This window comes from Bacteroides faecis, assembly GCF_020091505.1.
Classification (GTDB): Bacteria; Bacteroidota; Bacteroidia; order Bacteroidales; family Bacteroidaceae; genus Bacteroides; species Bacteroides faecis.
Map to the genome: position 1 here is coordinate 3,403,495 of NZ_CP081916.1, position 19,060 is coordinate 3,422,554.

At 46.5% G+C, this 19,060-nt stretch carries 16 protein-coding genes and 1 pseudogene; 3 read left to right on the forward strand and 14 right to left on the reverse strand.

The annotated features are described in order from the left end of the window. The first annotated feature begins 39 nt into the window (after window positions 1-39). From K6V30_RS13185 to K6V30_RS13195, 3 genes and pseudogenes are all read left to right on the forward strand, one after another. The gene (locus K6V30_RS13185) at window positions 40-1,056 is read left to right on the forward strand and encodes a hypothetical protein (RefSeq protein WP_008781907.1); all 1,017 of its coding nucleotides are present in this window, start codon (window positions 40-42) and stop codon (window positions 1,054-1,056) included. Window positions 1,057-1,132: 76 nt separating this feature from the next. Then, a complete protein-coding gene (locus tag K6V30_RS13190; protein WP_060386382.1) occupies window positions 1,133-1,585 on the forward strand; it encodes a copper resistance protein NlpE in 453 nt (150 codons plus the stop codon). A gap of 153 nt (window positions 1,586-1,738) precedes the next feature. Further along, window positions 1,739-2,442: pseudogene (locus K6V30_RS13195) on the forward strand (M48 family metalloprotease); the annotation flags it as partial. A 21-nt stretch (window positions 2,443-2,463) separates the two neighbouring features. Here the strand turns inward: K6V30_RS13195 and K6V30_RS13200 are convergent. The 14 genes from K6V30_RS13200 to K6V30_RS13265 form a co-directional block, all read right to left on the reverse strand. Next, window positions 2,464-2,925, reverse strand: a complete 462-nt coding sequence (locus K6V30_RS13200) for a hypothetical protein (RefSeq protein WP_060386383.1) — start codon at window positions 2,923-2,925, stop codon at window positions 2,464-2,466. Between the two features lie 359 nt (window positions 2,926-3,284). Continuing rightward, on the reverse strand, window positions 3,285-3,524 hold the full coding sequence (locus K6V30_RS13205) for a hypothetical protein (protein ID WP_060386384.1): 240 nt from the start codon (window positions 3,522-3,524) through the stop codon (window positions 3,285-3,287). Between the two features lie 128 nt (window positions 3,525-3,652). Next, the gene (locus K6V30_RS13210) at window positions 3,653-5,587 is read right to left on the reverse strand and encodes a ParB/RepB/Spo0J family partition protein (RefSeq protein WP_060386385.1); all 1,935 of its coding nucleotides are present in this window, start codon (window positions 5,585-5,587) and stop codon (window positions 3,653-3,655) included. Window positions 5,588-5,612: 25 nt separating this feature from the next. Continuing rightward, window positions 5,613-6,203, reverse strand: a complete 591-nt coding sequence (locus tag K6V30_RS13215) for a hypothetical protein (protein ID WP_117742428.1) — start codon at window positions 6,201-6,203, stop codon at window positions 5,613-5,615. Between the two features lie 64 nt (window positions 6,204-6,267). Then, a complete protein-coding gene (locus tag K6V30_RS13220; RefSeq protein WP_224207120.1) occupies window positions 6,268-7,278 on the reverse strand; it encodes a fusion protein in 1,011 nt (336 codons plus the stop codon). A gap of 32 nt (window positions 7,279-7,310) precedes the next feature. Next, on the reverse strand, window positions 7,311-7,565 hold the full coding sequence (locus K6V30_RS13225) for a hypothetical protein (RefSeq protein WP_060386387.1): 255 nt from the start codon (window positions 7,563-7,565) through the stop codon (window positions 7,311-7,313). Between the two features lie 871 nt (window positions 7,566-8,436). Then, a complete protein-coding gene (locus K6V30_RS13230) occupies window positions 8,437-9,003 on the reverse strand; it encodes a DUF2284 domain-containing protein (RefSeq protein ID WP_060386388.1) in 567 nt (188 codons plus the stop codon). Next, entirely contained in the window at window positions 9,000-9,758 is a 759-nt protein-coding gene (locus K6V30_RS13235) for an ABC transporter ATP-binding protein (RefSeq protein ID WP_060386389.1), read from the reverse strand. Before K6V30_RS13235 ends, K6V30_RS13230 begins: the two co-directional genes overlap by 4 nt. After that, window positions 9,755-10,735 carry a FecCD family ABC transporter permease gene (locus K6V30_RS13240; protein WP_060386390.1) on the reverse strand — a complete coding sequence of 327 codons (981 nt, stop codon included), beginning with the start codon at window positions 10,733-10,735 and terminating at the stop codon, window positions 9,755-9,757. The genes K6V30_RS13235 and K6V30_RS13240 overlap by 4 nt, the downstream gene beginning before the upstream one ends. Next, on the reverse strand, window positions 10,736-11,875 hold the full coding sequence (locus K6V30_RS13245) for an ABC transporter substrate-binding protein (RefSeq protein ID WP_060386391.1): 1,140 nt from the start codon (window positions 11,873-11,875) through the stop codon (window positions 10,736-10,738). It abuts the gene before it with no gap. 11 nt (window positions 11,876-11,886) lie between these two features. Further along, window positions 11,887-13,965: a TonB-dependent receptor plug domain-containing protein gene (locus K6V30_RS13250; RefSeq protein WP_060386392.1), complete on the reverse strand. Its 2,079-nt coding sequence runs from the start codon at window positions 13,963-13,965 to the stop codon at window positions 11,887-11,889. Window positions 13,966-13,983: 18 nt separating this feature from the next. Next, window positions 13,984-15,051 carry a YncE family protein gene (locus tag K6V30_RS13255; protein ID WP_117667440.1) on the reverse strand — a complete coding sequence of 356 codons (1,068 nt, stop codon included), beginning with the start codon at window positions 15,049-15,051 and terminating at the stop codon, window positions 13,984-13,986. A 61-nt stretch (window positions 15,052-15,112) separates the two neighbouring features. Then, window positions 15,113-17,203 carry a receptor L domain-containing protein gene (locus K6V30_RS13260; RefSeq protein WP_060386393.1) on the reverse strand — a complete coding sequence of 697 codons (2,091 nt, stop codon included), beginning with the start codon at window positions 17,201-17,203 and terminating at the stop codon, window positions 15,113-15,115. A 14-nt stretch (window positions 17,204-17,217) separates the two neighbouring features. Continuing rightward, window positions 17,218-18,999: a PKD-like domain-containing protein gene (locus K6V30_RS13265; protein WP_060386394.1), complete on the reverse strand. Its 1,782-nt coding sequence runs from the start codon at window positions 18,997-18,999 to the stop codon at window positions 17,218-17,220. Between the last annotated feature and the right edge of the window lie 61 nt (window positions 19,000-19,060).

The following is a 19,060-nucleotide window of genomic DNA, read 5'->3' on the forward strand; positions in this document are numbered from 1 at the left end:
ACGAGACATAATCAACAAACCTATTTAATTACAAGTAAAATGAAAACAAATGTATGTAAAATCGCATTAATGCTCCTGATGGGGGCATCTTTTACCTTATTATTTAATTCATGCAGCAAAGATCCTGTGATTCCTGAAAATGAGACAAAAAACAAATTGCATGAAGATCCTTCCAAAATGACAATCCGTCTTGTGGAATGCCACTTGCATGCAGATTGGAATGAAATACAGAAAGTCGGTGGTCCTCATCAGAATCCGGAATCTCCAGCCAGACACATGAAACGTATTCAAGAAATAACCTACGAACTGAAGACCGGCCAGGGCTGGACACTTGCCGAAGGCAGTCAAAACAAGTTCTACGTACAGAAAAACGGAGAATATAAAAATGGAGACAACTTTACTCCAGCCCCTATTTATCTGATGTTTATTTATTACTACAATAGTAAGGGAGAGTTGATGAATAACCAGTTTATAGAAAATGGACAGGATAAAATACATCAACATTTCTTTACACCAGAAAATGTAAAACCCACCTTTGACGGGCAGCCGGAAGCTGATGACAATGATCCGCAAAAATTAGTGGACTATCTTTATGTAGATACTACCCCTTGGGACAAGACCAGACATGACAAGGAGGCTGAAATAACAGGAGGAAGCAATCCTGTCGGGTTGAAAGGTGTCATCCGTTTTTTGAAAGATCGTAAGGAATTTGACTTGAAAATTCGTCTTTATCACGGTTACAAATCCAAGACCAATCCGGAAACTGGTACTTTTGATCCGTTCTACAAGCCTTCCGGAATATTGATCCAGCGTGGCACATGGGATATCAACTTAAGTATTCCTATAGTGGTATTCTGGAGTCGTGATGAATATCTTGACATAGAACCGGATGCAGATGTTAACCAAATCGAAGAAGATAGTCTTGATGAAGAAAGCAACCGTACCGTGCATTCCATTATGAAAACCTTCAACCTTACATGGAAAGAAGCGCTTGAGGAATTCATAACTTATACCTATAAGGCGGGAGATACTGAAGGAGGGGCTATCTGGCTATAGGTCTCTTGTAAGGAGTATAACCACAACAGATTGATTTAAAGATTTATAATATTTAATTTATTAAACATTCGGAATTATGAGATTTAACAGATTCAATCTTTTATTGGTAGCAACAGCCATAATAACGTCAATGTCAGGCTGTACCGGATCACAGAAGAGAACTACACAACAGGAAAAAGAAAGCGCTACTATGGCCACCACTACAGTCAATACCAAAAATAAGAATTTTTATGGGACTTATGAGGGCACATTACCCTGCGCCGATTGCAGTGGTATCAGGACAACACTGAAAATCAACAGTGATACAACCTACGAACTGCGGAGTGAATATTTGGGAAGGAAGGATGGCGTCTTTGAAGAAAGTGGCATTTATAACATTGTGGGTGAAAACATCATAGAACTGGTAACTCCTTCTTCCGGGGAGAAGACATTCTATAAAATTCTCGATGGTTCAGTCGCGTTGTCCGACAGTCTGGGAACGCTCAACGGCAGTGAATTGGCTGAACATTATATTTTGAAAAGACAATAAAGGATACTGCATAATTGCATCCGGAGCTAATGATGAAGAATTGACCGTATATCTAGCCAATCAGTTCTTCATCTTTTCCTGTTTTTATAAATCAAGATGGAACATACCCTAAGAAAAAACAGTTCATACGAACAGCTGTATTTCATTATTGTTTTGTTTACATATTATAAAACCTTTCACCATTGAACGTATGAATGATGTGGATGAAAGAGGGTTACAAACCGTTGGACGGTGAGGAACGGATGCGGATGGAACGTCTGCTCTCGGAAATGGGGATGGAGAGGAAGCTGAATATCTACTGCAACAGGGACGCACGTACGAATGCCGTGACTTTCGGGTTCCATACAATCGGGCTGACAGGTGGTATTCTTCAGACGGCATCGGACGAGGAACTCAAAGGGGTAATCAGCCATGAGGTGGGACACATCTCGCATTATGATTTTGTCTATCAGGTGCTTCTTTTCTCTATGCAGTTGCTGGGCTACCGCTGCCTGTACGGGCTGTTCCTGATTCCGGCCCTGTTTTTCGGATTGGCAGGCAATCTGATAATCGCCGTGGTCCCGGCTGTCCGTTTCGCCGTGGTGGGGATGGCCAGACTCTGGTGGAGCCTTTATAAACTGTTGCATCATACGATTTACGGTATCAGTCGGATAGCAGACGTGAATATCAACAAATATGCCGAATACCGTTGCGACACGTATGCGGTACGTTACGGTTGTGGGGAGGGCCTGCTCTCGTTCCTGCGTCGGCTGGAGGTGGCGGAAACGGGTGGGGAGCGGCCTTCGTTCACCGAATATATCATGAGCACGCATCCATCAACCGAAAAACGGATTGTCCGGCTGGAAAAGTTGTTGTAACCTGCGATAAAGAATAGATGCCTATATCATTTTGCGGATATTGGTACAAGGAGTGGCGGACATGCGTATCCGCTGCATTTCCAAAGAAAAGTCCTCGTAATAACAGATGATATGGCTTGCGGCAAGCGCACCGGTGAGGCTGTCTTTCTCTGAAAGCGTCTCCTTGCTGTCCGCCTTCTTTATCAGGTCATCATATAAGGCGCAATACACTTTGTCGGTATCTGCCGGATAGCATGTACCGGTGATGACGGCTGAAAGATGTATCTCCGGGCATTTGTCCGCTTCACGGAGTATGATGGCCGTATCTGCCGCCAATAATCCGATATAGGTATTCAGATTGCAGGAAAACATGCGGTATCCTTCATCATAAAGTGCAAGAATAATACGGTAGAGTTCCATACGGATATTGTTTTCCCTGAACCGGTCGTATCGGCTTGTCTTTTCAATGGTACAGCCTGTAACGGCAACATTCCTGTCATACATATTTCCATGAGTTTTTTTGTTAATGCCTTGTCCGTAATTACTGTTAAGTACCGAAAAAAGCACGGAACTTAACAAGTCCGAACACAGGCACGACCAAGCGCCTCGCAGGAGACGAGTTAAGTCCGTGCCAATGGATATGACAAGGACTCCGCTCGTTTATTCTCCTGCATTAAAATTGGTCGTTTCGTGTTCGGGAATAAACAGCTAAAAGCTATTCTAATATGTTATCATTCAAATTCTTTAATCTTATAACCTTCTTTTTTTGATTCAACCCTGCAAAAATAGAAAAAAGCCGGGCAACCGCATAGGGATTGCCCGACTTTTTTGAGAGGAAGTATTCAGGTGTGGGGTGTGGCAGGTCATTCCACCGGCTCGCCGCCATAGCGAAGGCGGCAGATTTCCTTGTGGATTTCACACATGATATGCAGCTGCATCCGCTTGCTGATATGGCGGCTTTGGGAACGCATGAACAGACGGTTTTCTATCAGGCTGCAAAACTTCGTGCCCTCCCTGCTTACAATGCAGACAATCTGATTTTCAAGGAAAAAATCCCTGTCGGTGGAATACTCCACGTCCGGGAACATTCTTATATATTTCATTCGCAAATATTTTAAAAGGTTTTACGGTGGCGGTGTGGGTGGGGTCGTCCGGCCCTGCCCTCTGTTCTCTTGGGGCGGTGAAAAAGATGTGCCGGATATTGTTTCCGGCACATGCTTTCCGCTTGGTGTCAGGCGGCTTTTCCGCTTTCGGGCTTCTCTGTTTTCGGGGCGGTGGTCTTCTTTTCCGTCTTTTCTGTCGTCTGCTGTTTTTCGGCTTCCCTGGCAGCTTTCTTTTCCGCTTTCTTCATTTCCTTTATCCTTTCCTCCAAACGTTCATGCCGTTTCTGATATTCTTCCTCGTGGGTGGCTTTGACAAGTCCGTATTGGTCGGGGAAGTGCATGTTTGCGAAGTCCCTCAGCAGCTTGGATGCGTTGTTGTCTCCGTGGCCGTTCTCACAAAGGAAGTGGCTGATGAAGTCCCGTTTGATTACCGTTTTTTGTGTGTCCGTCAGTTTGGCAACGATTTTCATCCGCTGTTTCTCGTCCAATGCGAAAGGCTGGTCCTTGATGCCGAAAAGCGGGAAATGTCTCCTTTGAAGTTGGGCAAGCATGGCAAAATAAACCATACCGTCTTCGTACTGCGTGAACGAGCTTTCGGGATAGTCGTTCTCACGGACAATCTTTTTCGTATCGGCAACGGTCTTTTCGATGGAAAGCTGTTTGAAACGCTTGTCCCTTTCCTGCAATGTCCCGATAGTGACGGGGGCGGTTTCCTTTCTGTTTATCTCCACGTAGCAGAGTTCGGGTTCTGTCTGTCCCACCTTTACATAGGTCTTTATCCTGCCTTCCTCCTTCATGCGGTCAAGTTCCTCCACCTTTCGGGCATATTCCTCGTTTCTGCGCTCAAATGTCTGCACCGCCTGTTCGTACTCTTTCGTTTGGGTGAACTGCTCTTTCTTCGGTGCTTCGGGTGCTTTGGGGAATTCCCTTGCCGATACGTTGTAGTCAAGTTCCTTGATTTCATGCCCTTTCTTGTCCAATTTCTGTAGTGCCATATCGTTACGGCTTCCGTAGTAGGGGCGTGCGACAACCAGCTTCGGATCGGATTTCAAAAGTTTCTCCGTCTCTTTTGCCACATGGGCTGCGTTCTTGGCCTCCAGACATTTGCGGTTGGTGCAGTGTCCGCACCCGTTATGCTCGGCAAAAAGGTTGTAATTGGCTGCGTTGTGTACGCATGTATTGCATTCCGTCTTGTCGAACTTGTATTGCCCAAGGTCGGTGGTATAGTATTTTTCAAAGTACCTTTTGAAGAGGTTCAATGTATATCCCGTCCAATCCTCACCGTTCCCCTCTTTGAGGTGCTTCTCGTACACGTCCTTTTGTATATCGGGCTCATAGGTGCTTATCTCCTCGGCTACGCTGACAGTGATTGTTTCATTGTCCAACAGTTCACCGACAGGCGCATAGAGTTCGTTCAGTTTCAATCGGGTATAGATATATTTCTCGCTCCGTCCGAAACGGGCGGTCAGTGAATACATGTCATATCTGCCCTTTTCAAGCAACCGCTTGAACGCTTTTGCTTCTTCAGTGGGGCGTACCTGCTCACGCTGCAAGTTCTCGCTTAACGACATGTCTTCCGCTTCATCGTCCGTCACATTGTTATATATGGTTGCCTTTATGGTCTTTGCTCCTGCAAGCAATGAGGCACGGTAACGGCGTTCACCGTATATAATTTCATAACCGCCTTCCGTGCGTGGGCGTACTGCAATGGCCTGCAGGATTCCTACTTCCCGAATGCTTTCCGCAAGTTCCTGCAATGATGCGTCATTGAACGTCTTGCGGTGGTTGTCCGTGCTTGGGTGTATGGTAGTGATGTCAAGGTCTGTTTCGGCTGTGGCCGTTGCAAGCGGTGTCTTGAAAGTGGCCTGCTGCGATGCTTCTTCCGTAACGGTGGGAATGGTTGCCGTTTCGGGTGCTTCTGTCACTTCGGTAGCCGTGGGCACGTCCTGCGGTGTGAGTAGTGTCATCGGTTTCGGGATGATTGCCAAAGCGGTCACCTTTACTGCATTTTCTTTCTCTGATTTCTGTACGCTGTTCGTCTGTACTTTCTTGTTCGTCTTCATAATGATAAGTTTTAAATGTTGATAATTAATTGAATGGTTTTCCGTCTGAAAGGTATTCCCAACCGTTGGCGTTGCTTTCTTCCGTGAAGTGTTCCAAAGTCCGGGTGCTTTCCATATCATCCCGACAAGCACGGAAAAAACTGTCGAGACATTCGTTCATAAGGCAGTCAAACGTGATATTTTCGGTGGGGGATTTCAAGAACTGATAAATCGGATCAAGAATACAGTTATCTATATAATAGCCCGTAAGGGGACAACAGGCATCTACAAATATCCTGCTTTTTCGTCCTTTCGTCCCTTTCCAAAAATATTTTGGCGTGTATAGGTCGTTCCAATGGTTGTTCATCAGATAGGCCGCCAACCGCCAACCGTTTAGCCTGTCTATGCAGTCTTCCTGCCTGCTGCGGTAGTCATAGCTGTAATTGCATGCGTCATATCTCCAATTACGGCACACAATGCCGAAGCGTTCGCAAAAGGTATTAAGGGTCTGACGGTTCTCGTGTGTCCAACCGTAAAAATATCGGTTGTACAACCATTCGGTGTGTGCTTTCTCTTTGGCTTCCTCGGATAACTCGGTTATCCGATAGAGGGTGTATGTTCTTGTTTCCGTTCTCATGTCGTTACTTTTTTATGGGTTCGTTGATAGGCGGGCGGATTGTTCCGCCCTGCCGTTCATGCTGTCATACACGGATGCACGTGGCGAGTGCTTCCCTTACTTTCGTTTCCTGCTTCTTGGAATATATCCACCCTGCACGCCTTTCGCCCTTATAGGTGAGGTTCGCACGGAACAGACCGTTCAGGTCTTTCAGAATGTCCTTTATCGGCCTGGTGTCACCGAATACGGCAATCGCCTTCTCGCTGTATTCCACGATTTCATGACTGAGGGTTGAAAAGTCTGCGGTTGCTGTGGATTGTTCTGCCGTATCGCTGTCCGTCTGCGGTGCTTTCATACAAAGGTTGGCTTCATCCCCTGCGGTGTGCGCATACCGTTCTATGAATTTTTCAAGGTCGTGGATAGGCTCTTTCTCAACCGTCCAACCGCTGTACTTGTTCCTGCCCAGATACATACCGTCTCCCATGCTGTAATTTTCCCGGTGTTCGTAATCTGCGTTATATTCCGCCAAATAGGCTGTTCCCTCAAAATTGGCGGCATGCTTGCGCATTTCTGAAAAGAGGTTGCGTGTATGTTTGGAAAAGCCTAAAATGACGGTTCTTGCTATACTGTAGTCATAATAGTCCGTATAGCTGTCGCACTCGTTTACCCGTAACGTGCCGATAATGACCGCCTTTGCATCCGTCGGGACAAGGGGGCGCAAACGCTCCGCACCGATTTTGGCGATACGTCCGTATTCCTCTCTTGTTTCCTTCGCTTTCTTTTCTTCTTCGGCTTTCTTCTCTTTTGCCTTGGTGAGTAAAGCGGCTGTTTCCAACGGATCTAAAAACTTGGGGTTCGCATCATCGTAATAGATTCCTATTCCGAATTTTTCCGATAACGGCCGGATAAGGTCGGATGTATGAAACTCGTATGTCCGCAAATTGACAAGATGATAGGTTATTCCCCACTTGTCACGGGTTACTTCATACACAACATAGCTGTCATAGCTATCCAATACTACCACTTGGTTGACTGAAACGGTCTGAACGTCTCTGTCGTAACTTCTGTTGGCTCCCAATAAATGTACTTTGTTCATAATGATTTGATTTTAAAATGATTCATATTCTGTCAGAGTATCACGCAAAGCGCAAGGATGAAAAGAGCGAGCACGCAAAGGATGCACCACACGGCACGGATGAGGAAAACCACCACCGCCAAAACTGCCAACATGGGCAGAATACCACCCCAAAAGGCACACACGAAACGCACCGCCACATAGACCACGAAACCGACCAGCGACCACTTCACCCAATTTTTAATGCCGGTTGGAGCGGAGCCGAAGCCTCGTTTCCAATCCTGCCGTATTTCAATTCTCTTTTTCATAACATTGACTTTTTTTTTATGCCTTGTCGGTGGCTTCACCTTGCTCGTTTCAGGGGGCAGATACGGACGGGGAGAAAATATGCAAGGCTTTTGGTGAAAAATTTTCAACCGCCCGGCTGGACGGATTGAAAAATTTTCGCCAAAACCCGCAGGGCGCGAAGCGGCCTTGCAGATTTTTAGGGGTCCCGTCCGTAGCTTCGCACCCTGAACCCGGCAAGGTGGAGCTACTGACGGGATAAATAAAAATGGGAAAATCGTTATATGGGAAAAAGAGAATTGAAATACGGCGGGATTCAAGGGCTGTTGCTTGAATGGTATAATAGAATTTTACAAGTAATATAACACAGAAAAAAAACTGAATTTAATCAGGGGAATGGTATATCTTATATTTCTTTTCAAGTAAGATATTAAATTAAAAAACGAGACCTGTCATTCTCCATTTGCAGATGTGTAGAAGTATTAATCCATTAATGGACAATAGGGCATGTAAAGGGCAGATTTTCCGTATATTCGCCTCCTTATCCCCGAATTATGGGCGTAAGTCGCATGGTCATGGAGATATATCTATCCTTTAATGAGGAGAACAGCCGGCAAATATCTGATGGAAAAGCCCCACAAACCACAGGAAAATAGCCACACAACGGTATGATACACAATAATTATTGAAGAAACGTGCTCCGCTCCAGCGGACAGCATGTTGTGTTTTCGTTTAACCGAAAATGAACGGTTTAACGGAGGATACACCGATAAATCGTTACTTATTTCAAGCTCCGGCGTCGCTTTTTACATATCTAACTATAATTCATTTGAAATCACAAAACAGATTGAACCGAATGTGGTTAGTTTGTCTGTTTGTTTCATGTCCGAATCATTAGTATGCTATGTTGCAAAGTTCGTATTCATTATGAAAAAATCCGCTTACGAGAACAAGGTATTCAGGTAATTTGCCATCCTTTCCCCAAAGAAGTTCGATGTTAAAAAGTTCAGCAAGCGTTTTGGCTATGTCAAATCCGAAGGCTTCGAGTGACGGACGCACTTTTTCCGGGTGTCGGCATGGTGTGCCGCAGTTACGCGTACACTCGTTATTGGGGCAGTGAAGACATTTACCTATATAGGCAAATGAACGCCCTCCATATTTCCGTTCCATATCCAATAATTCGCTCTCGATTCGTATTCGTTCCGGTAAAATGAGTTTTTGTGTATATTCAATCGGAATATCTTTGTCTTCAGGGATTATCTTCGTTGCCATAAGATGTGCATACTTGTATTGCCGGAGAAACGATTCCGTATCAAAATCAAATGGAGGACACCCCCAACTTTTGCCATAATTGGTACATTGTTTGCAAAGTTCAAGAAAATGTGGTTCGTCACGGAATTCGGCGATATATCCTTCAACAGTGATGTCTGAAGTAAAATTTTCTACAGTGTATGTACTCATTGTTTCAAAATCATTGTACCGCATAAGGAGTCAAAACGAATGTTCTCATTTTGGAAAAGTCTGTCAATGTATCCGCTTTTCCGCATTTCAGACGCGGTCAAGCAGTTTAAATTCAGGGTATCTAACAATGCTATCGAATCGCACATGGACAACGCGATGTCAAGTTCATGTGTCGAGAACATGATACATTTTTTCTCGTCGTGGACAAGCCTACGAAGCAACGCCACAAGTTCGTAGCGATTAGGCATGTCAAGAAAGGAAGTCGGTTCATCAAGGAGAATGATAGGAGTATCCTGTGCCAATGCACGAGCAATCATCACACGCTGGCATTCGCCATCCGACATTTTATCCATCGTGCGGTTTGCATAAGCCTCCATTCCCACCGAGATGAGCGATTGCATGACTATCTCCTTATCCGCCTCTTGCATCCTGCCTATCCAGTTGGTATAAGGAGCACGGCCTATGGCTACGACATCTTTGCACCGCAGGTTGGCGATGCGCGTGCGCTCGGTCGTGACGACGGCCAGCGTTTTTGCCATATCTTCGGTTCTCATGCAGGCGATGTCGTGCCCGTCGAGAATGATTTTTCCGGAATAACACCGGTTCAGACCGGCTATGGCGCGGAGTAGCGTCGATTTCCCTGTCCCGTTTCTTCCGATAAGGGCTGTCAATTGACCTTTTTTTATCGTGGCATTTACCTCGTGGAGCAACGAGTTCTCTTTGTAACCTATGGAAAAATGCTGTAATTCTATCATGCGGTGATGGATTTGTTGCGTAAAACCACCCATACGACGATTGGGATTCCCAATAGAGCTGTAATGGCGTTGATCGGCAAGGTGAATATTTTGGAAATGACGTCGCAAAGAAGCAATATCGATGCTCCTGAAAGAATTGTTCCGGGTAGAAGGACACGATGATCGCTATTTTGGAAAAGCATTCTTGTGACATGAGGCATAGCGAGACCTATGAAACCTATCGGACCGCAAAAAGCGGTTATCGTTCCGGCGAGCAGCGTTGTCGAGAGAAACAATAGGCCGCGTGAACGCTGAATATTCAGTCCCATCGTTATGGCATACTCTTCTCCAAACAACAAAAGATTAAGCGACTTGATTGTTATTACAGCCAATAACAACCCGACTAATACTGATGGAACAAAGATGGCAAGTTGTTGCGCTGTCACATCCCCTAATGCTCCCATCGTCCATATCACAAACATTTTTAGAGACTCGTCATTGGCTATATACTGCAAAATCTGCACGACAGCGCCTACGCCCGATGAGAACATCATACCCAGAATCAGGATTACCATGATGTCTTTTATTCGCTGTCCAACGGCAGTTATCACGAGCAATACGACAGCCGCACCCACCCATGCAGCTCCGGCAATGCCTATTGATGAACCGAGCCCAGCAAGTACCACGAGTGCCACACCGAGACTTGCACCGGAACTGATACCGAGGACATAGGGACCGGCAAGAGGATTACGGAAGAGGGTCTGCATCTGAAGACCGCTGACTGATAAGGCAGCCCCGGCCAACAGTGCCACTATAGCTTTTATGAGGCGTATGTTGAGTACGATCTTTTCCGTGGCACGGGGACAATCTCCCCCAGTCAGCGCTGCCCATACATCGCGGATTGGAATATTGACAGCTCCCACGGCCAAGTCCAGTAAAAAAAGACCGACCGTGAGCGTAATCAATATGGAGGACAATATAGTCGAACGGGAACGCATCTATTTCAGTTGCTTGTAATACACACACTCTTCCTGCGCCAGTTCGGGATGGAATATCTTCACAAGGTCGCGGAGCACGATGTCAGGATTCACGACAGCAGACTCGTAATAGTCGTTACCCCCGGCTGTGTTGATACGGGCGTTGTTATTATACACCTCTCCATTTTTGAAACATCGGGTATCGGTGAATTTCGGACATGATGCCTTCAATTCGTCAAGGGAGTTCGCCATTCCCACGTTCAGCCACATGTCCGCATCCGACGCGAGTAGGTATGCTTCTTCCAAGTCAACGGGGATAGAAGCGTTTCCCGTGTTCTTCTGGTAGATATAGCGACCGCCTGCATCGGCAATCAAGCGGGCGACATAACTTTGGGTTGAAGGCATGAACCACGAGTCTCCATAAGGGACATTAAGCATAACCGAAGGAGTGCCAAGGATACTGTCGGCCACTTTCTTTTTCAAAGTGTTGTATCTGACCGGGATTGCGGCAAAGGCTTTTTCACCCTTCTCACGTTTCCCTGTGACTTCAGAAAGCACTACCATCCATTCAGCCTTACCGAGAGGCGACTCTTCGAGATAATCGCCGACATACATGAACGGTATGTCGAGTTCTTCGAGTTTGCTTTCCATTGCGCTTGCGCCGTTCACCCCATAGAGCAGAACGAGGTCGGGATCGAGCGAGAGCAGCAACTCGTAGTTGATGTTTCCTTCATAGCCGATGTCACCAATACTGTCGCGGCGAGCTTGGATGTCGGGGTTGGAAATGTAGTCGATTCCCGAAACGCCGGTTATGCGCTGGACTTCACCGATCGCGTCAAGCATGGCGATATGAGTGGAAGACATCGCCACGATGCGTTTGGCGTCTCCTTCGAGTACCTGTCCGGCAAACCCTTCGGGAACCTCTTCGCCGTTGCGGACGATAAACAGCCATGTGGTTACGCTGTCTGCTCCCTGCCAGGGATTCCTGACGGTTATCAGTACGCTTTCCTTCCCGTCCGCCCCTTTGATGTCGAAGCCGGAGGCATATTCGGGAGCATAAAGCAGCAGGTTGAAATCATTGAGTTTTGAACTTTTGTTGTGGCAGCCTGTAAATGCCAGAGAAAGCAACAGAATCAGGCTTAAATTCTTTAATGCGTTCATATTGATGCAGATTATCGTTTACTATTTTTGTTTTTTCCGAACTTGGGCGTTATGCCGATGAATATCTCGAAATTGATGCCCGGCATGGGACGGGACAATACGGAAAGGTATTCTTCATCGAACAGGTTGTTGATGCTGCCCTTTAGCGACAGGTCGGCCCATCGAAAAGAGAGCTGTTTTTCCAGTGTCACGTTATTCATGAAGTAAGGAGGCAGATAGCCCGTCAGGGTATAATCATTACTCGACATGGTATAACGCTGGCTGTAATAACACCACTTGTAGAGCAGGCTCCATGTCCGCCATGACAGACATCCGGTCACCGCTGCGGAAAACTCCGGTACGTATGGCAACTGTTTGCCGACGGATTGGTCTGCCGGACTCATAGGTTCGCTCTCGTTGATCGAGGGAGTCCACGAGAAAGTTCCGTTCATATCCAGTTTCCATTCCCTTCCGAGCATTACATCAAGGTGGGCGTTGGTCTCTGCCCCGTAAGCATGTACCTTCTTGAGGTTTCTGGGAGAGAAGAATCCCTTGGTTGTGGGTAGCCAGATGATCCAGTCGTCGATGTGCGAATCGAACCAGTTGATACCACCGCTCAAAGCATATACATTTTCTTTCCCCACCGAGAATGACAACCCCACGTCGTATGTGAAGCCGTGCTCGCTTTTTAGGTCGGGATTACCGCCCGGCAGAAAATAGAGATCGTTCAGCGTGGGGAAACGGTAGTTTCGGGAGATGGATGCTTTCGCCACGATATTGCCTTTCTTCGACAGTACCCCGTCGATGAAGAAAGCCGGGATAACCGGGGCCCATTCCGTACCGAACATATCCTCGCGAAGAACAAGCGAGGCGGCAAAACGATCGACAGGCCGCCATTTCGCAGAAACGGAACCGGAAAACTCGACACGTCCCTTGTCATACCCGACAACAGCCTTGTTACCTTCCTGCGAGATGATATTTTTGTCCGCGCTTTCCACCAAATGTTGGTGTACGGAAACACCGGCCGTGAACAGCCATTTCTCTGAAGGTGCATAATCCCCGTCCGCACTTCCGTAGAACGTGTTAATCTTACTGCGCGAGCGGGTCATCGAAGCCATTTCGCCGTTTCCCTTGTCCCGCCTGTAATCATAGGCCATCCATGTGTGTATATAGCCACCTTTTACACCGACCTTCCATTTCTCCCGCACGCGTTCCCACGAGAGGACGCTGCGAAACGTCTGCTCCCTTTGGCGGTTCTCGAAGTCCATGCCGTTCCCGTAATCCGTGGTGAGCATCGCCAGTTCCCGGTTGGAATTGATATACCAGGCGTTTAGCCCGAACTTGTCACCTTCGCCCGTGTTATAATAAATTTCCTGCAAAATGTGCAGATCCTTATAAGCCCCGCTGCGGTTGCGCTCCGTCGGATAATAGGAACCGATGATGTTCTTGTCCTCGTCATAGATGTTTTCCTTCTTGTCCCGGTTTCGGTATTTGTAGTCGTTGGGAGAAGAGGAATATACCACACGGGTGGAGGACTGCCAGTGTTTGTTACCGTAGGTCAGGCGGAGAAACTCGTCGAACGTGCTGAACGACCCCACTCCCTGCACGTACTGCAACCCGAATCCTTCATGGTTGGCCGGAGAAGTGGAGAGCCTGACCAGACCACCCAAGCCGCCGCCCGTTTCGTTTACCGACGAAGTTCCGTGCAGCAGCGAGGCATCATCGATAAAGTAAGAAGGGATGGTGGAAAAATCTGTCATGCCCAGCATCGGGTTGTTGATGCGCATACCATTCCACGTCACTTGAGTATGCGAGGGAGAGGTACCCCGGAAAGCTACAGTAGATAACGTGGCGCGTCCGTAGTTCTTGACAAAAACGGATGAGTTGAATGTCAGCACATCGGCCATAGATAAGGCGATGTTCTCTTTCATGGCGATGGAATCGAAACGGGTTCGTTGCACGCCTATATCCTTCATCGGTCGTTTGCCTACCACCGTAACCTCCGGAATACGCAGCACCCTTTTGGTAATGCTGACGGAATTTTTTTGCTGGGCGGCAAGCAGAAAGGGCAGGCTTACCCCCACGAACAATAGAATAAGATGTCTTTTCATTTTTGTCCTCCTTCCTCGTTATTTCCAGCAGAAAGCTCCCGGAATGATTCCCACGTAAAATTCATCGATCAGCTTACCTTGCGGCGAATAGCGATACACGATACCTTGCTGCTGGTAATCAATAGCGTCGGCCACATATACTTCCCCGTTGTTGGGATTGACCGTAAGGCCGTAGTATTTGGTGTCCCGAAACTCCAGAAAAGGTCGGACGGGAACACGGTCGGCTTCCACCGGCATTCGCCAAATATCGTTATTGATCCAGTAAAGCGTATCCCGTGTACCGTTGAGCTGGACTTCCGAAGGCCAGTCGCCCAGCTTGAACTTGAACTGTTTCTCTACGGTGAAAGTCTCGGTGTCTATACGGTAGAGAGACGGTGCCTCGTAGCCGTATGGGCTGCCCTCGTAACCGCCATCCGTGATGGTCCACATCTTGTTGTATTTGTCCATGACCAGCGAAGTAGGCTGTATGCCGATGGTCAGTTCGTCCACGACCTTGTCCGTCTCCGTGTCGATTTTCAGGATGCGGTTCTGGTACGACCAGCAGTTCACATAGACGTACTTGCCGTATTGCACCATTTGTTCGGTGGAACCCGATTCCATGTCCATGTCTGGACATTCGATATAGCCGGTAATCTCGTATGTCTTGGGGTTGATGATGAAGATGCGGTAGTCCCATATTTGCGTCACATAGGCTTTCTCATCCGACAGGAAATGGATATACCGGGGTGAGGTGAAACCTGTGATACGGCCCACTTCCTTGAAAGTATTGATGTCGATGGCGAAAATCACATGCGAGTTGTTCACCACGACCCAGCCTATACCGTCCCGGATAACCATAGATTGGGCCACATCGCCCAACTTGAACCCGTTGGCACGGTAAAACACTTCATTCTCCACTTCGCACGTGGCAGGATCATAGTAGGAAAGCGAGGCATTGCCGTACTGGAAATTTCCCTCGTTGGTGATGAAAAGACCGGAAGCCGATGCCGAGAAATTCTCCATCTCCCCATAATCCCATTTCATGCAACTGCCGAAAACTGGCAGGCAGAAAAGAAAAAGGCAAATCCGTTGTATTGTTCTGCTCATTGTCATTCAGATAAAAAAGAGTACCCGAATCATTACGGGTACTCTGGTTAAGGTATAAGGTTTAATCCTGCTGCGTATATTGTTTGTCCCTCATTTTTTGGAAGGTTGGGTTATACCCACATTTCGTCACACTCCAGCTTTCCTCCGTAATCATTCCGTTTTCTATGAACTTACCGAAGAAAGTGTAGTCGGTGAATTTTGTCAAACCGTCAAAAACAACCCCATGCAAGGTCTTCAACTTCTCCATGGAAAATGTTTCCTGAGAAAGAGATTTCGCTTGTTTTATCTGTAACGTACCATCTATTGTCTGTAACTTAGCACAAGTAATACCTGTTGCTTGATTAACGAACAACCCTTCACCTCCTACGTGAAGCAATTCCGGAAGATTCAGTGATTTACTTTGTAAAGTCATTGCTAAAGAACCTTTTCCCTCTTTATAATATACAGGAGAGGCTGAGCAACAGATTTTGGATAACAAAGGCAACTCACAACTGGTTAGATTGCCGGACAAATAAAATTGTCCACCCACCTCTTTCAATACAGGCATTGAAACAGTCCCCATCATAGGCATTTGGATGTATCCATATCCGTCTACGATTTCCAAGTCAGGGAATTTTGCCTTGCTTCGCATTTGGCCTGTCACATACAGATTTCCATGTACATGTTGAATTGTCGATATGGTATAATCGGGATTGTTAGTGGTTGGCTTACAAGTGAAGTCTTTGATATTCTTGAACATGATTTCAGGGAACTTGTTATTCGTAAGACTGGTGATGACAAAATTTACATTTGACAAATCTTCGGCTGTTTCAATTTTGGAGAGCTGCACCTTGTTTATAATTTCAATCTGGGGAGCTGTTTCTCCGAAGGTTTCAAATCGGGCGTTCGGCAACATCAGTGTTCCGCTCACGTCTTCAAGATAATCCAACGTAATGCTTCCAAGTGTGGTGATTTTACTCCAGTCAGGAAGCTGCTTGAGCGCCGTGAAATTTTTTATCTTTATCTGCCCCTTCACCGTTGTCAGTTTGTCCATTCCACCGAAAGCCTGAAGCACGTCATTTCGTTGGGGAACAAAACTACCGGTAGGAGGAGTTTCCATGTTGGCTTCCATAATAATACTTCCGTTTACTGTCTCGACTTCCGGTAGATTAATGGTTTCCAACATCACGGGGACGGTGTGGAAATCAAAGCCACCGGTCTCTTTCAGCTTAAGGAAGCTCATGGAAGTCAGTTTGGCAAGATTGTTCACGGACAAGACACCTCCGACACTTGTCAGTTCCGATAATTCTAAAGAAGCGATTGTTCCGGCTGCCTTGTTTTCTTCATTGAGTCCCTGGATATTCAGATCCTGACCTACAGTGGTCAGAACCGGAAACTCAAAACTCTGTAACGACGGCGCATTGAACATCACGCTTCCTTCAATAGTTGCCAGTTTCTCGAATAGGACATAAGTCACTTGGTCGTTATATACCGATATGTCTCCGGAGAGCATTTCCAGAGCTTTCATGGAAATCATGTGAAGCTCCGTAGCTTTCGAGGCGACATCGACCGAACCTAACTGCAAACCTCCGGCTGAAACGATATTATCCAACCCTGTCAAGTCTGCACCGTTGTAACTGTTACGAATGACAATGTTGCCTGTAACCTCTTTCAAAGATGCCAATGCAGATATGTCAGTGATTTTTTCTGCCTCTTCCGCATCAGAACCGATAATCAGGTTCCCTTTGACAACGGTTGTTTTGGTTGCGGCAAAAGAAGCTACCTCCTCGGTGGTCTTCAACTCTACATCTCCATCAGATTCTATTTCGCTTTTCACCACCTTATAGGCATATTCGCGGGCATCTCCGTTATAGGATGTCACCCGGAAGGTCCGTTCGTTATCCCAGTCCGTTACCGTTTTTGGATTAGGTATGATTGTTGCAGAAGTGGTGTACTTGAATTCCACTTCGGCATTGTTCAACGATACCGTATAAGGAACGGTTATCGTTACTGTATTGTCCGTAATATCGGCCGTGTACGATTTTCCGTCCACAGTCATCACAACTGACGTGATGAAATTCTCATCTGCATCTTCAGGTATAATTTCATCGTTTTTGTCACATGCTCCCAAAAAGAACAAGGATAGGAGCATGGGAAGAAAATAATTTTTCATACTTGTATTTATTGTTATTTTGTTAAATCCTCAAAAGAAAATACTTCCGTTGAAACTTCGCCCAACCAGCCGCTTTTGGCCAAGACACCGCATTGCACTTTGATAAAATCAATATATTGCAGATTGGCTTCCGTTCCATCGGCATGGATGGCATTGGAAATTTTGAAACCGTTCCTTTGCCCGCTTCCATCTACCGTACTGCCGCCTTCTATCTGGTCGTTTCCAAAATTATCCACATACCCCCAGTCATAACTCTGATTATCCCAATAACCGGTTTGTGAATCTTGGGTGTTGCGGGCGGCCAAACAAGTGCCTGTCAGGGTATAACTGTTTTCCGAAATCCAAGCCGGATAATAATAGTCCTGTGTATGATAAGCGGACAGATAGTCTACCCAGCCGTTTCTACCGTCGGAACTGATCCATTGGACATCCATTTTTTTGCCTTCCGGACGGTAATAGGTCACTTCAAAATTCTGTATTGTTTCTTCCTTGCCTGCTTCAGATCCTTTCAGTTCGTACCACTCGTCATCCGGCAATCCGTTTCCGTTTATATCCTGCATGACCCATACGATACCCGGTTCGGAACTTCCGTCAAAGGCGTTCCCCTGAACACAGAAATCATATTGGTTACCCGAATTGGGAATACTGTGGTCGAAACCGACGATGATATAACCGCCGAAAGAACCTAAAGAGACGTGCAGTTTGTCTTTTAGACGCTGTGTTGCCCATGCGACAGCCGCTTCAGGGGATGTCTCATTGCCGGTCATACCGCCTATCGTGCTCGTTTCGTTGATAAATTGGCCGGGAGCCGGGGTATATTCATAGACTTTATTCCAGAGCTTGGAACTTCCCGAAGCCAAGAATCCGTCCTGCTCTTTTTTGTCCACACAGACGACTTTTACAGTGGCAGTGACAGCCGTCTTTCCTTTGTCGATATTCCTACTTATTTTTTCCGTCGGTGTGTCTTCCAAAACAGTACAGGAGACGGTGTATTCTCCGGGTGCGGACGGCGTGAACTTGAACATGCGTTCCACTTCTCCTTCCATGACCTGACCGTCCACACTCCACTCAAAACGGGGATTATCGAAATACTCCAACAATGGGCGCAGGAAAACAGGACGGTCGGCAAAAGTGTACCTGTCCGTGGATGTTTGCTGGTAAGACGGGGTCGGGAATTTGACAACGTAGGGCATCGTTTCCACGACCTCTACGCTTACGTCCTTTGTTGTTGTCCCATCTATATTGGAAGCGTTGATTGTCACCGTATAAACACCGAGTTCTTTTTCATTGAAGGTATAAGTATTCTCGGTGGAAACGATTTTTCCTTCCCGTACCCATTCGATTTTGAACCCTTCTACATCCGAATGCTGAATATCGGGAGTAAATGTGTAATCGGTATTCCGGACGACTTTTAATCCCTGCGAAGGAAGTGCCAGTGAGATAACCGGAGGGGTGAGTTCTTTCACTTCTACTTTCAGTTCCTCTTCGGCATAGCTTACCGCATTGTCTACTCTTAGTTTGACGTAAAAATCCCCGCATTCATTCCATGTACGTTGAAGAGACGGACCCGAAGAAACCAGCGTACCGTCTATCGTCCAAGCAAAAAGAGCATCTTCAACATTCTGGTATGTCGGGGCGATAGTCAATTCATGACCGACCTTGACCGTGTAAATGCCGGTCTCGCTGTCAAGTTCTATTATAGGTTGTCCTCCTACTTCTTCGGTAATGACTTCATCCTTGTTGCAGGAGGTAAACAGCATACAGGCAAAAATAATAAAATAGTAAAAACGATGCATAATGTGTGGATTTTAGAAAAATAACAGGGATACCCCGACAGAAGGGATATCCCTGTATTCT